The sequence below is a fragment of the Streptomyces tibetensis genome (assembly GCF_040647715.1).
In the GTDB taxonomy this organism is placed as follows: Bacteria; Actinomycetota; Actinomycetes; order Streptomycetales; family Streptomycetaceae; genus Streptomyces; species Streptomyces tibetensis_A.
In genome coordinates, this window is sequence record NZ_JBEZCR010000003.1 from 32,977 (window position 1) to 45,894 (window position 12,918).

Annotated in this window: 15 protein-coding genes; 11 read left to right on the plus strand and 4 right to left on the minus strand. The window is 71.4% G+C overall.

Annotated elements, in window-relative coordinates; genetic code table 11:
• Positions 1 to 54 precede the first annotated feature (54 nt).
• The 5 genes from AB0B29_RS08655 to AB0B29_RS08675 are packed head-to-tail and all read left to right on the plus strand — an operon-like array spanning position 55 to position 4,421.
• Entirely contained in the window at positions 55 to 606 is a 552-nt protein-coding gene (locus AB0B29_RS08655) for an RNA polymerase sigma factor (RefSeq protein WP_362235798.1), read from the plus strand.
• On the plus strand, positions 603 to 1,439 hold the full coding sequence (locus tag AB0B29_RS08660; RefSeq protein WP_362235801.1) for a zf-HC2 domain-containing protein: 837 nt from the start codon (positions 603 to 605) through the stop codon (positions 1,437 to 1,439). The genes AB0B29_RS08655 and AB0B29_RS08660 overlap by 4 nt, the downstream gene beginning before the upstream one ends.
• On the plus strand, positions 1,436 to 2,296 hold the full coding sequence (locus AB0B29_RS08665; protein WP_362235803.1) for an ABC transporter ATP-binding protein: 861 nt from the start codon (positions 1,436 to 1,438) through the stop codon (positions 2,294 to 2,296). The genes AB0B29_RS08660 and AB0B29_RS08665 overlap by 4 nt, the downstream gene beginning before the upstream one ends.
• Positions 2,293 to 3,804: an ABC transporter permease gene (locus AB0B29_RS08670; protein ID WP_362235806.1), complete on the plus strand. Its 1,512-nt coding sequence runs from the start codon at positions 2,293 to 2,295 to the stop codon at positions 3,802 to 3,804. The genes AB0B29_RS08665 and AB0B29_RS08670 overlap by 4 nt, the downstream gene beginning before the upstream one ends.
• Positions 3,795 to 4,421, plus strand: coding sequence for an ABC transporter (locus AB0B29_RS08675; RefSeq protein WP_362235809.1), 627 nt, complete (start codon positions 3,795 to 3,797; stop codon positions 4,419 to 4,421). Before AB0B29_RS08670 ends, AB0B29_RS08675 begins: the two co-directional genes overlap by 10 nt.
• A gap of 103 nt (positions 4,422 to 4,524) precedes the next feature.
• Here AB0B29_RS08675 and AB0B29_RS08680 read toward each other — a convergent pair whose 3' ends face one another.
• Complete coding sequence (locus tag AB0B29_RS08680; protein ID WP_362235812.1) at positions 4,525 to 4,935, minus strand: MerR family transcriptional regulator; 411 nt, start codon at positions 4,933 to 4,935, stop codon at positions 4,525 to 4,527.
• Between the two features lie 54 nt (positions 4,936 to 4,989).
• Between AB0B29_RS08680 and AB0B29_RS08685 the strand changes: the two genes are divergently transcribed.
• Positions 4,990 to 5,874, plus strand: a complete 885-nt coding sequence (locus tag AB0B29_RS08685) for an alpha/beta fold hydrolase (protein ID WP_362235815.1) — start codon at positions 4,990 to 4,992, stop codon at positions 5,872 to 5,874.
• Between the two features lie 63 nt (positions 5,875 to 5,937).
• Positions 5,938 to 6,864 (plus strand): LysR family transcriptional regulator, encoded by a 927-nt coding sequence (locus tag AB0B29_RS08690; protein ID WP_362235818.1) that lies wholly within the window; start codon positions 5,938 to 5,940, stop codon positions 6,862 to 6,864.
• A 199-nt stretch (positions 6,865 to 7,063) separates the two neighbouring features.
• Here the strand turns inward: AB0B29_RS08690 and AB0B29_RS08695 are convergent, their stop codons facing one another.
• Together AB0B29_RS08695 and AB0B29_RS08700 are read right to left on the minus strand one after the other, a co-directional pair.
• On the minus strand, positions 7,064 to 7,261 hold the full coding sequence (locus tag AB0B29_RS08695; protein WP_362235821.1) for a DUF397 domain-containing protein: 198 nt from the start codon (positions 7,259 to 7,261) through the stop codon (positions 7,064 to 7,066).
• A 2-nt stretch (positions 7,262 to 7,263) separates the two neighbouring features.
• Positions 7,264 to 8,082, minus strand: a complete 819-nt coding sequence (locus tag AB0B29_RS08700) for a helix-turn-helix domain-containing protein (RefSeq protein ID WP_362235824.1) — start codon at positions 8,080 to 8,082, stop codon at positions 7,264 to 7,266.
• A 145-nt stretch (positions 8,083 to 8,227) separates the two neighbouring features.
• Here AB0B29_RS08700 and AB0B29_RS08705 point away from each other — a divergent pair, with 145 nt between their 5' ends.
• Entirely contained in the window at positions 8,228 to 8,443 is a 216-nt protein-coding gene (locus AB0B29_RS08705) for a hypothetical protein (protein WP_362235827.1), read from the plus strand.
• Complete coding sequence (locus AB0B29_RS08710) at positions 8,440 to 8,763, plus strand: hypothetical protein (protein WP_362235830.1); 324 nt, start codon at positions 8,440 to 8,442, stop codon at positions 8,761 to 8,763. Before AB0B29_RS08705 ends, AB0B29_RS08710 begins: the two co-directional genes overlap by 4 nt.
• Here the strand turns inward: AB0B29_RS08710 and mshD are convergent.
• The gene (gene mshD, locus AB0B29_RS08715) at positions 8,741 to 9,667 is read right to left on the minus strand and encodes a mycothiol synthase (protein ID WP_362235833.1); all 927 of its coding nucleotides are present in this window, start codon (positions 9,665 to 9,667) and stop codon (positions 8,741 to 8,743) included. The two genes, AB0B29_RS08710 and mshD, sit on opposite strands and share 23 nt — an antisense overlap.
• A gap of 145 nt (positions 9,668 to 9,812) precedes the next feature.
• Between mshD and AB0B29_RS08720 the strand changes: the two genes are divergently transcribed.
• Positions 9,813 to 11,630: a bifunctional metallophosphatase/5'-nucleotidase gene (locus AB0B29_RS08720; protein WP_362235836.1), complete on the plus strand. Its 1,818-nt coding sequence runs from the start codon at positions 9,813 to 9,815 to the stop codon at positions 11,628 to 11,630.
• Positions 11,631 to 11,688: 58 nt separating this feature from the next.
• The gene (locus AB0B29_RS08725; protein WP_362235839.1) at positions 11,689 to 12,900 is read left to right on the plus strand and encodes an LmeA family phospholipid-binding protein; all 1,212 of its coding nucleotides are present in this window, start codon (positions 11,689 to 11,691) and stop codon (positions 12,898 to 12,900) included.
• Positions 12,901 to 12,918 lie beyond the last annotated feature (18 nt).

Below are 12,918 nucleotides of genomic sequence, written 5' to 3' on the forward strand. Positions count from 1 at the left end.
GAAAGTCAAGGTGCTTTCGTGAACCGTTCCGGCCGGGTCGTCCGATGAGGAGACGTGAGCGATACGAGAAGCGACGGGGAGCTGCTGCGGGCCATAGCCGCGGACGCCGACCGGCGAGCCTTCGAGGAGCTGTACCGGCGCTACGCGCCGTGGCTCCGGGCCCGGTTGCGGGGGCGGTGCGCCGATCCCGGGGTCGTCGACGACGTGGTGCAGGAGACGTTCCTCGCGGTGTGGCGGGGTACGGCCCGCCACCGGCAGGAGGGCCACTCCCCGGACGCGGCCGGATGGCTGTGGCGCATCGCCTCGCGGCGGCTGGTGGACGCGCTGCGGGGTGACGGGGCGCGGGGGCGGCTGCGGCAGGCCCTGGCGCGACTGCGGCACCGGGACGAGGCGTCGGCGGAGGAACGCGTGCTCGCGGGGGTGGAGCACGGGGACCTCGCCGGGGCGCTGGTCCGGCTGTCGCCGGAGCTGCGGGCGGTGCTGCAGGCGACCGTCATCGACGGGCTGACCACCCGTGAGGCGGCCGTGCTGCTCGGCATACCGCCCGGCACGGTCAAGACACGGGCGATGCGGGCCCGGAAGCAGTTGCGGGAGGCCCTGGCATGAGCTGGCACGTGTCCGAAGAGGAACTGCGCGCGTACGCGCAGGGGGAGTTGCGGGCCCCCGCGCTCTGGTCCGCCGACACGCATCTGACGTCCTGCGCGCAGTGCCGCGCGGTGCTCGCCGAGGTCAGCGATCCCGTCGCTCTGGACGCCGGCTGGGACCGGCTCGACGCCGAACTCGACGCGCCCCGGACGGGGTTGCTGGAGAGGCTGCTGGTGCGGGCCGGGGTGGCCGGGCACACCGCGCGGCTGCTGGCGGCGACGCCGGTGCTGCGGCGCTCCTGGCTGGGGGCGGTCGTCGCCGTGCTGCTGCTGAGCGTGGCGGCCGGGCATGCCGTCGGCGGCGGGGAGTTCCCCACGCTGTTCCTGGCCCTCGCGCCGCTGCTGCCGCTGGCCGGGGTGGCGCTGTCGTACGGGCCCGCGCTGGATCCGACGTACGAGATGGCGGTCGTCGCGCCGATGCACGGGTTCCGGCTGCTGATGATCCGGACCGTGGCCGTACTGGCCGTCGTGCTCGCGCTGAACGGGCTGGCGACCCTCGCCCTGCCCGCCTACGGGCTGCGGGCGCTGGCCTGGTTGTTGCCCGGACTGGCGCTGACGGCGACCGGACTCGCGCTGATGCCCCGTCTCGGGCCGGTGCTCGCACCGTGTCTGGTGGGCGGGGCATGGGCCGGGCTGCTGCTGGCGGCCGACGCGCTGCGGGCCGGGGCGGACGTACCGCTCGCGCCGTTCACCGTGGCCGGACAGGGCGTGGCGGCGGTGGTCGCCGCGCTCGCCGCCGGGCTGCTCTTCCTGCTCCGTGACCGATTCGACCTCTTCCAGGGACGTGCCGCATGACCACGACCGTGTCCGCCTCCGGGCTGAGCCTCCGCTACGGCGGTACCCGGGCCCTCGACGACGTGTCGCTGCGGCTGACCGCCGGCGTCACCGGGCTGCTCGGCCCCAACGGCGCCGGCAAGACCACCCTGCTGAGGGTGCTCGCCACCGCCCTGCCCGCCGACCGGGGGGCCTTCACCGTGCTCGGGCACGACCCGGGCACCACCCGCGGCCGCCAGGAGGTGCGTCGCCGACTGGGTTACCTGCCGCAGACCCCGGGCTTCCACCCGGGCTTCACCGCCTTCGAGTTCGTCGACTACGTGGCGATCCTGAAGGAGATGACCGACCGGACCGTCCGGCACCGCGAGGTGCGGCGGGTGCTCGACGAGGTCGGCCTGGCGGAGGTGCGCGGCAAGCGGATCCGCAAGCTGTCCGGCGGGATGCGGCAGCGCGTCGCCCTGGGAGCGGCCCTCGTCGGCGATCCCGGGTTCCTGGTGCTCGACGAGCCGACCGTCGGACTGGACCCCGAACAGCGCATGCGCTTCAGGGAGCTGATCGCGGAAGCCGGTGAGGGCCGGACGGTGCTGCTGTCCACCCACCAGACGGAGGACGTGGCGATGCTCTGCCACCGCGTGATCGTCATGGCCGGTGGCCGCGTGCGCTTCGAGGGCACTCCGGCCGAACTGACCGCACGGGCCACGGGGCGCGTGTGGAGCAGCACCGAACGGGCCCCCGGCGCGAAGGCGGGGTGGCGCACCGGGACCGGCACCTTCCGCAACGTGGGCGACCCGCCGCCCGGGGCCGAGCTGCTCGAACCCACCCTGGAGGACGGCTACCTGCTCACGCTCGACGGCACCGGAGCGGAGGTGGCGGCGTGACCACGCTCGTGGAGAAGCCCGTCGCGTCCGCGATAGGGAACGCGCCCGGCGGTTCCTTCAAGGCCGTGCTCGCTCTGGCCCTGTTCGAGTCCCGCCGGCTGCTGACCCGGGTCCCGGTGCTGCTGGCCTTCGCCGTGTACCTCGGCTGGACCGTGTGGCGCGCCGGCAAGGCCTGGGGCGACTACCCGGCCCTCCAGGACGCCGACCGGGCCACCCAGAGCGCGCCGATGCTCGTCGGCCTCGCGGTCCTGCTGTCCGTCAACCAGGCCGCGCTGCGCTCCCGACGGCACGGCACGGAGCGGCACTTCGCGGTGCTGGTGCTCCCGCACTGGTGCCGTACGGCCGCACACGCCCTGTCGGTCGTGGCAGTGGCCCTGCTCACTGCCGTGTTCGTGGCCGGGCAGTTCGGCCGGGAGGCCCTGCGGCCCGGCGCGATCGGGCACGGGTCTGTGGGCGAACTGCTCGTCGGCCCGCTGACCGTGCTGCTGTTCGGGCTGTTCGGGCTGCTCCTGGCAGGGCTGGTGCGGTCCGCTCTGGCCGGGCCGCTGCTGGTGGTGCTCTTCCTGTTCTTCTTCCTCTTCCTCTCGGGCATGGACTACGGGGCGAGGTGGCTCCTGCCGGCGGTCGAGGAGGCGTCCCCCAACACCCTGCCGTCGGACCTGATGGGCCGGCCGGCCGCCTGGCACGCCCTGTACCTGACCGGGCTGTGCCTGTGCCTCGGACTGCTGGCGGTGCTTCTGGCCGGTGCCCGCAAGCCGGTCGTGTTCGCCGGTGTCGCCGGGGCGCTCGCCATGACGCTGGTCGGCGCGGTGGCCCAGTCGGCGGGCGACTCCCCCGAGCTGGTCAAGGCACGCGAACGCGCTACCGTGCACCCCGAGCAGGCGCAGACCTGCGTCCGCCGGGACGGATCGACGTACTGCGCGTTCCCAGAGTGGGGGCCGCGGGTGGCGGACTGGGCCGGGGTGCTGGACCGGGTCCGGTCCCTGGCCGGGGGCAGCGCCCACGCGCAGGACCTCGTCGTACGGCAGCGGATCGACGCGCGCTACGGCCTCTCCGGTGATGCCGCTCTGACCCCGCTGGAGCGTCCGCACGAGGTGACGGTGGGCACCCGGTGGGGCGGCAGCCGCGTCCCCGAGTTCTCCGCGGCCGTGGCCGGTGTGCTGATCGCGGGTGACGAGAAGGCCGCGACCTCGATCTGCGACGGCCGCATGGTCCCCCTGATGTGGCTGGCCGTGGGCTGGGAGTCCGAGCCGCTCGACGCGCTGCGCCGCGTCCGCCTCGACGACAGCGTCACCGGCTCCGCCTACGTGCTCCAGCCCACGGACGGGCTGTACATGACCGCGGCCCAGACCGAGGTGCTGCGCGCACTGCTCGACCTGCCCCGCGCCGAGGCCGGCGCACGCGTCAAGGACCACTGGGGCGAACTGACCGCACCGAAGATCACCGCGGCCCGGGCCGCCGAACTGCTGGACCTGCCCGCGCCCGAAGGGGAGGACAAGTGCGCCTGAACCGGCAACTGGTGCTGCCCGTCCACCGGACGGTGCCATGGGGTGCCCTCGGCGCGGCCGGGGCTGCGGGGCTGCTGCTCGCGGCGCTGGCCCGGACCGGCGAGACGGCGGAACGCCTCTCCCTGTACCTGCTGCGGGCGGCGATCCTCTCCTTCGCGGTGGGCCTGGCCTTCCTTCTGGACGACCCGGCCCGGCACACCACGTCCACGGTGCCGACCCGGCGCCCGGTCCGTGTCGCCCTGCGGACGGCCCTCGTCGTCCCGGCCGCGGCGGCCTGGTGGACGGTGGCCCTGCTGCTCGTGCCGCCGGAGGTACGGCCCCCGATCGCCGACATCACGCTGGAGGCGGGGGCGGCCTTCGTCCTGGCGGTGGCCGGAGCTGCGGCAGCGGTGCGCTTCAGCGAGGCCACCCGGCCCGGACTGCCGGTCACCGGCGCGCTGTTGACCACCGCCGTCCTGACCGTGCTGCTCTGGCCCGGCCGCTGGGCGCTGTTCGTGCAGGTGCAGGACGAACGGTGGGCGGCGGCACACGAGCGGTGGGCCTTGGTGCTGGGCGGGGCCGTGCTCCTCGGTGCGGCGTGCACGGCGGAGCCACTGCGGCGGCGGGTCCGGCTCTAGGAAGCCGTGTATGGCTGCGGGTGCCGTACTCGGGGCGATCTGCACGGGTGGCTGGCGCACTACTGGTGCAGGGGGCTCTACCTTGCTGTCCAGGTGCTGCGGGTCATGACGTTGTCGACGGCGCCACGTGCTCGTTCTCCTGAAGGGGGACGCTGGTGGCGTATCTCGTGCACCTCTCACATCTTGTGAGTAGATCGTGCTCGCAGTCGATCACGTGCACGAGGAATCGTTCGGCATCCTCGAGTTGAGATCGTTGCGCCCGGATCCGGTGGAGTTGCCGCTCGATCGCCCCGGCTCTCTCGGCTTCACCTCGGTGTAGAACCTGCCGGATCTCCGGCAGGCTCATGCCGACGCTCTGGCAGGCACGCAGGACCCGCAAGCGGTAGAGATGCTCCTTGCTGTAGTCGCGCTGGCCGGACGGCGTGCGGTCAGGCACCACGACACCGACATCGTCCCAGTGCCTCAGCACATGCACCGCGACTCCAAGAAGGCGAGCGGCCTCTCCGATCTTCATGCGGCCATTATCCCCGCTTGACCTCAGGTCGACCTGAGGTTCTAGCTTCATCGGATGAGCACAAAGGGATCGCAGCTTCCGGGCCCCGTCCACGTCACCGTCGACGGGGCAAGCGTCGCAACATACGTACTGGCCCCCGAGCGTCGGGCTCCGGCGGGGGACGTGGTGTTCTGCCACGGAACACCATGGTCGTCACAGGTGTGGGCGGAGGCTGCACGGCACCTGAGCAGCAGTCACCGGGTGTTCTTGTGGGACATGCCTGGCTACGGCCGATCGACGAAGGATCCAGCAGTAGCGGTCGATCTTGCCTCCCAGATGTCCCGCTTCGCCCAACTGCTCACATACTGGCGTCTGGACAGGCCGTACCTCGTCGCACACGACATCGGAGGAGCCGTGGCACTCGGGTCCCACCTGCTTCACGGCAGTGAGTACGCGGGTCTGTTTCTCTGGGACGCGGTGACACTCGATCCGTGGGGGTCGCCGTTCTTCCGTCTGGTCGCCGACCACGCCGACGTGTTCGCTGAACTCCCCGCCGCACTCCACACGGCCCTGGTCCAGGAGTACATCGCCGGTGCGGCACGTCACCGATTGACCACCGGTTGGGTGGACGCATTGAGTCAGCCGTGGTTGGGCGCATCGGGCCAGCCGGCCTTCTACCGTCAGATCGCTTCACTCCGGCCTGAACACACTCGGCCGGTCGCGGAACGCCTGCAGCAGGTGAACTGCGAGGTGGCGATCGGCTGGGGCGAGCAGGACCCTTGGATACCTGTCGACCAGGCAGCTCAGTTGCAGGATCTGCTCCCCGGAAGCCCACCCGTGATCACACTGGGCGAGGTAGGGCACCTCGCCCCTGTCGAAACGCCGTCGCGCGTGCATCGCGCTCTCGCCGACTGGCTCGCCCGATCCGGGTCGTGCGACGGCAAGGGCACGGACAGGTGAGAACTCATGCCGGCGCACCGCCGGCGATCCCACAACCTGCGGTTGTGGAAATACCCTGCCTTCGTGGACCTCAAAGCCGTACGTGCCTTCGTCGCCATCGCCGACTCCGGGCAGTTCCAGAAGGCCGCCGTGGACCTGGCCCTCACCCAGCAGGCCGTGTCCAAGCGGATCGCCGCGCTGGAGAAGGACCTCGGTGTGCGGCTGCTCGTCCGCACGCCGCGCGGGGCGGAGCTCACCATCGACGGGCAGGCGCTCCTGCCACATGCCCGCGCCCTGCTCCAGGCGGAGGAACGGGCGGTGGCCGCCGTACGGCCCGGCGACCGGGTGCTGCGGGTCGACGTCGTGGGGCGCCGGGCCGCCACGGCGGGACTGGTACGGGACTTCCACCGGGCCCATCCGGAGATCAGGCTGGACGTCGTCACCCTGTTCGGGGTCGACGCGGCGGTCGCCGCCGTGCGGGACGGGGCCGTCGATGCCACGTTCCGGGCCGTCACCATGCCCGGGCACCGGATCCCCGACGGCATCACGGCGACCCCGGTCCTCGACGAGCCGCTCCGGCTGTGCGTCGGCCCCGACCACGAGTTCGCCCGGGCCGAGTGGGTGACGCCGGCGCAACTCGCGGGGCAGCGCATCTGGATGCCGGGCAACGAGCCCGGCACGGAGTGGGCCGCCTACTACGACGAACTCGCCGCCACCTTCGGCCCGGCCATCGACACCATCGGCCCCAACTTCGGCGTCGAGGCCCTCCTCGACACCGTCGCGGACTCCCCGACCCTGGCGACGTTCCTCAGCGAACGCACCCCGCTGGTCTGGCCGACCGACCACGACCTGCGCCTCGTACCGCTGCGCGACCCGACCCCGGTCTACCCGCACTCACTGCTGTGGCGTACGGACAACCCCCACCCGGGCCTGGCAGCCCTGCGCGCCCACCTCGCGGCACAGCCCCGGCTCACAGAGGACAGGACCTGGCGCCCTTCGTGGGCGGAGTGACCGAGCCCGAGTCCTGAGTACTGCTCCGCCCTCGGCCTGTCGGACTGAAACTCTCGGGGCCGCTCGCTCGCTTCTTCCTCGTGCTGGAGCGGACTGGGTCAAGGGGCGGCCGCAGGCCGATCGGCGCAGCCGACGCGAAGCGCCCTTGAGGCAGGCCGTGGAAGCACGACACTGACAAGGAAGCGGGCGGCCCCGACAGTCAGTCGGTGACGTACGTGAGGAACGATGCCCAAGGGCTCGCGCCGAACACGAGTACCGGGCCCTGCGGCTGCTTGCTGTCGCGGACCGGGATCACGCCGGGGCAGTTGTCGGCGACCTCGACGCAGTCGTTGGCTCCCCCTTCGCTGTAGCTCGACTTGCGCCACTCGGCGGTGCTGAGGTCGGGGGTGGCCGTCATGGTCAGTGCTCCTTCACTAGGTCCCTGATGAAGGCGAGCGAGTCCGACGGGGACAGCGCCAGATCGCGGAGCCGATCGTAGGACAACCGCTGCCGCATGACTTCGTCCGGATCTTCGATCAACCGGCTGCAACCGTTGCCTTCCTTGTAGGCAACGGCAAGCCCGTCCCTCTGCCAGAGGAGCGTCAGCGACCCGCTCATATGGTGGTGCGCTCCCGCCGAGAACGGCAGTACCTGCAGCGCCACGTTCGGCCACAACGCCGCTGCCTCAAGGTGAAGCAGCTGGTCCTGCCAGGTCTTGCCCCGGGCTGCGGGGCGTCGGAGTGCGAACTCGTCGATGATGAACCGGACCTCGGGCTCCGGCTTCTGCCTCAGCAGGTACTGGCGCCCGAGCCGGGCCGCCACCTGCTCCTCGACCACTTCGTCACCGTCGGCCGTTGTCTGAGCGCCAGACAACACCTCACGGGCGAAATCCTCGGTTTGGAGCAGTCCTGGAATGCCCAGCGAGAACACGCGCATGATCCGGGCCGTCGCCTCCAGGGCCATGTATGCCTTGTACTGATCCTTGAACGCATCCAGCCGAGCCGCCTTCCAGTGGCTCAACAGCAGGTCACCCGTGCCGTAGTACCCGTCCAGGTCCTCCATGACGGTCACCTTGGAGAGCCGCTCCCCCGACTCCAGCCGGCTCAGATAGCTCTTCTCGTAGCCGGTCTCGTCGGCCAGCTGCCCCAGTGACTTCCCGGTCTTCTCCCGCAGGACCCTCAGCGTCTGCCCGAGCATCACCCGCCCGGAAACCGGCTCCGCGTCAACCTTCTCGCCCACGTCACCCCTCCCCGTTGTCTGCGCGCCAGACAACACCGGACCTCTTCCGCAGCGTACGTGCGATCAGTGACGATCGAGACACGAACGGTGATCACCGCTCGTCAGCCCCGCCTTCCCTCCCCCTACCCTGAGAAGGGACGCCTCCGTGCGCCTGCGTATCGCCGAACTCTGCGAGTCCCTGTTGCTCGCCCTCCTGCGGAGCCTGCTGCCCGCGCGGGGGCGTCATCGAGCGGTGTCGGTCCGGCGGCCGGCAGTGCCGACCCACTCCTCGCTGGTCCCCAGCCCTCGGCCCCCGGAACCGCTGCTCGTGGACAGTCCGCTCGGCCGGCCGTACCTGCGCGCCGAGGAGGTGTTCGTATGAGGCTGCTCCCCTGGACCGGGATCGACGGACGGCCCTGTTACCTCAGCACCGACGACCCCGACAGCCTCCTCTCCCGACTCGCCGATGACATCGAGGCCGCTCAACTGGCCTCCGCCGAGCAGGTGCTCGCCGGCGCCAAGGCCGTACTCGGTGATGCCGGAGCCGGTGAGCGCGCGCTGCGTTTCGCGCTGGTCAGGGCGGTGGAGTCGCTGGGCGAGGTGTTGCGCGTCGCGACGAGCCGGGGCGAGCGCATCGCCCACCGGCGACGCCCTGACCCGGAAGCTCCCGACGAGTCCGTCACGTCTCCGTGCGGTACATGAGGTCCACCTCGTGCGTGACGAACCCGAGGCGCTCGTAGACGGACACCGCCGCGGAGTTGTCGGCGTCGACGTACAGCATGGCGGTCGGCAGCCCCTGCTCCGCCAGGTGCCGCAGGCCGATCGTGGTGAGGGACTTGCCGAGGCCGCCGCCCTGCGCACCGGGGCCGACGCCGAGGACGTACACCTCGCCCAGGCCTTCCTCGGCGTGCACCTTGGTCCAGTGGAAGCCGACCAGTTCGTCGCCGCGGAAGGCGAGGAAGAAGCCCGCCGGGTCGAACCACGGCTCGGCCTTGCGGTCGTCGAGGTCGCGCTGGGTGAGGGAGCCCTGCTCGGGGTGGTGTGAGAAGGCGGCGGCGTTCACCGCGAGCCAGGCCGCGTCGTCCTTGCCCGGGACGAACGGGCGGACCGTGACGCCCTCGGGGAGTACCGGCTCGGGCGTGTCGAAGTCGGTCAACGAGCGTCGCATCTGGCGCAGTTCACGGAAGAGAGTGAGGCCGAGGACCTGCGCGAGGTGCCGGGCGGCGGAGTGCCCGCCATGTGCCCACACCCGCAGCCGCTTGCCGGAGGCGGCCAGCAGGGCCGAGCCGAGCGCCCGCCCGTGCCCGTGTCCGCGGTGCCCGGGATGTACCACCAGCTCGGCGGCCGGCGGCTCCACCGGGTCCGTGTCCTCCAGCTGGGCGTACCCGACCAGTTCCCCGCCGGCGGTGAGCAGCAGATGGGACACGCCCTCCCGCTCTCCGCCGCGCAGCTGCAACCGGCCCTGTTCGGACACCGCCTGCTGCCCGTCCGTCCGGGCCGCCTCGTCGAGCAGTCCGAGCACGGCCTCGGTCTGCTCCGCGGAGAGCGCGGCAAGGGTCTCGATCGAGCGGGGGTGGCCCGGCTTCACGGTGTCGTCGCTGGTCATGCGTACGAGGGTACGGGGCACCACCGGCAAATCGGCGGCAAAGAAGCAACCAGGCCGTAACCATGAAACACCTGTTGCGCTACGCGCGTTGACTCTAGGCTGCGCCGGACGACATCACTGTCCCAGCAGACCCAAAGGGGGGCGTATGCCAGCCACTTCACCGGCGGACCCGGACCGCCGCAGACGTCGTACGAACCGTTTCGCCGCTCTCGCCGCCGGTGTCGTCACCGTCGGCGCGCTGGCCGCCACCGGGCTGCCGGGCTCGGCCTCGGCCGGGGAGGAGCACGACAAGGGCGGGTACGGTCACGGCCGCTACCAGGACATCCAGCTGCTGTCCTTCAACGACCTGCACGGCAACCTGGAGCCGCCCGCCGGTTCCTCCGGCCGCGTCACCGAGACGCAGCCCGACGGGACGACCAAGACCATCGACGCCGGTGGTGTCGAGTACCTCGCCACGCATCTGCGGCAGGCCCGCAAGGGCGAGAAATACTCCATCACGGCCGCCGGCGGCGACATGGTCGGCGCCTCCCCGCTGCTGTCCGGGCTGTTCCACGACGAGCCGACCATCGAGGCGCTGAACAAGCTCGACCTCGACGTCACCTCCGTCGGCAACCACGAGTTCGACGAGGGCGCCAAGGAGCTGGGCCGCCTGCAGAACGGCGGCTGCCACCCGAAGGACGGCTGCTACGCGGACAAGAAGTTCAAGGGCGCCGACTTCCCCTACCTCGCGGCCAACGTCCTCGACGAGAAGACGAAGAAGCCGATCCTCAAGCCCTACTGGGTGTGGAAGAAGAACGGCGTCAAGGTCGGCTTCATCGGCGTGACCCTGGAGGGCACCCCGGACATCGTCTCCGCCGACGGCGTCAAGGGCCTGGCCTTCAAGGACGAGGTCGAGACGATCAACAAGTACGCCAAGGTGCTGCAGAAGCAGGGCGTGAAGTCGATCGTCGCGCTCATCCACGAGGGCGGCTTCCCGGCGTCGGCGTCGTACAACTACGACTGTGACTCCCCGGGCGCGGGCGACGGCATCTCCGGCCCGATCGTCGACATCGCCAAGAACGTCACGCCGCAGGTGGACGCGCTGGTCACCGGCCACACCCACAACGCGTACGTGTGCAGCATCGCCGACCCGGCGGGCAAGCCCCGCATGGTCACCTCGGCCGCCTCCTTCGGGCGCCTCTACACCGACACGACGCTGACCTACGACCGCAGGACCGGCGACATCGCCCGTACGGCCGTGAAGTCCGCGAACCGCGTGGTCACCCGGGACGTCCCCAAGGCGCCCGACATGACCGAGCTGATCGGCAAGTGGAACACCCTGGCCGCGCCCATCGGCAACCGCGCGATCGGCTACATCTCCGGCGACATCGGCAACACCGGCACCGAGTCCCCGCTCGGCGACCTCATCGCGGACGCCCAGCTCGCCCACGGCAAGCAGCTCGACCCGGAGACCGACCTGGCGCTGATGAACCCGGGTGGTATCCGCGCGCCGCTGACGTACACGGCCAAGGGCGCCGAGGGCGACGGTGTCGTCACCTATGCCGAGGGCTTCACGGTCCAGCCGTTCGCCAACACGGTGAATCTGCAGGACTTCACGGGCGCGCAGGTGATCCAGGCGCTCAAGGAGCAGGTGTCCGGCCCGAACGCGGCGGCGCCGAAGATCCTCCAGGTGTCGTCCGGCCTGACCTACACCCTGGACCTCACCAAGTCCGGTGCCGACCGGGTGGTCACGGACAGCATCAAGCTGAACGGCTCGGCCATCGACCCGGCGGCCACCTACCGCGTCGCGACGAACAGCTTCCTCGCGGGCGGCGGCGACGGCTTCCCGACCCTCGGCCAGGGCACGAACGACGTCGTCGGCAGCGACGACCTGACCGCGCTGGAGCAGTACCTGACGGCCAACTCCTCGGCGTCGAACCCGATCGCGCCGCCGAAGGCGGACCGGATCACGATCGTGAAGTAGGTCGCATACCGGGGGTTCGAGTTGCGGGTGGGGGCGGTGCGCATGGTCGGATGGATCGATGCGTACCCCCCACCACCTCGATGCGCATCCCCGTCCGAACCCGTACGAGGAGCTCGCCGCCCTCGACGACGGGCCTCTGGAGGAGACCCCTCTGGAGGAGTTCCTCCCTGAGGAACGCACTGCGGGCGCCGAGGACGCCTGGGCCCCGCCGGACCATCGCCGCGGCGGCAAGCGGCGTCGGAAGAATCGTTTCGCTGGCTTGCCGTTCGCGGTGAAGGCCGTCGTCGGCCTGGTCGTCCTCGCCTCGTTCGCCGCCCTCGGCGACCGCTGGGCGGTGCTGTACGCCGAGCACCGGGCCGCCGACACCCTCAAGGACCGCCTCGACCTGGCCGCCGCGCCCGAGGTGGAGATCGGCGGCTTCCCCTTCCTCACCCAGCTCGCCGGCAAGCGGCTGGAGTCGGTGAAGCTGACCGTCCCGGACGTCGCCGCCGACCGCGTCTCGCTCGCGAAGGTGTCGGCCACGGCCCATGACGTGCGGCTCGACGCCGACGGGCTGACGTCCGTGCGCGGCGCCGACGTCCCCCGGTTCGACGGCGACGTCATGCTGTCCTTCGAGGACCTCAACCGCGAACTCGGCGCCTCCCAGGTGACCTTCACCGGTGAGGACCGGGACCGGGTGCGGGCGCGCGGCACCCTGCCGGTCGCCGGGCACGACCTGAAGCTGCGGGCCGAGGCCCGGATCCAGCGGCAGGGGGAGCGGGGCATCGCCACCGAGATCGGCGGCATGCGCCTGGACATCGGGGACCTGGCGACCTACCGCCCCGGCAAGCGCGCCTCGGAAGGGCTGCACCTGACGCCCAAGGCGAGCGCCGACCTGGCCCGGGAGACCCGGAAGGCCAAGGCCCTGCTGTCGGTCCCGGCCATCGTGAAGCGGATGGGCGTGCCCGAGGCGACCGTGAACCAGGCCCTGGCCGACGACGGCAAGCTCGCCGAGCTGACCGGCTCCCCGCGCTTCGCCCGCCAGGCCGAGAGCCTGAACCTCATCGACCTCGCCCTGGACAACCCCGACGTGCTCAGGAGCCTGGGCCTCGACCCCGGCCTCCTCGGGGAGCTGTCGCGCCTGACCCGCCCGGTCCTGGCCGACCGGCTCGCCCTGGCCTTCGAACTGCCGAAGCCGGAGCAGGGGGACGTGAAGCTGGAGGACGTACGGGTGGAGAAGGACGGCATCCGGGTGCGGCTGTCGGGCTCGGGGCTGACGGTGGGCGGCTGAGACCTCCCTCGATGAAAC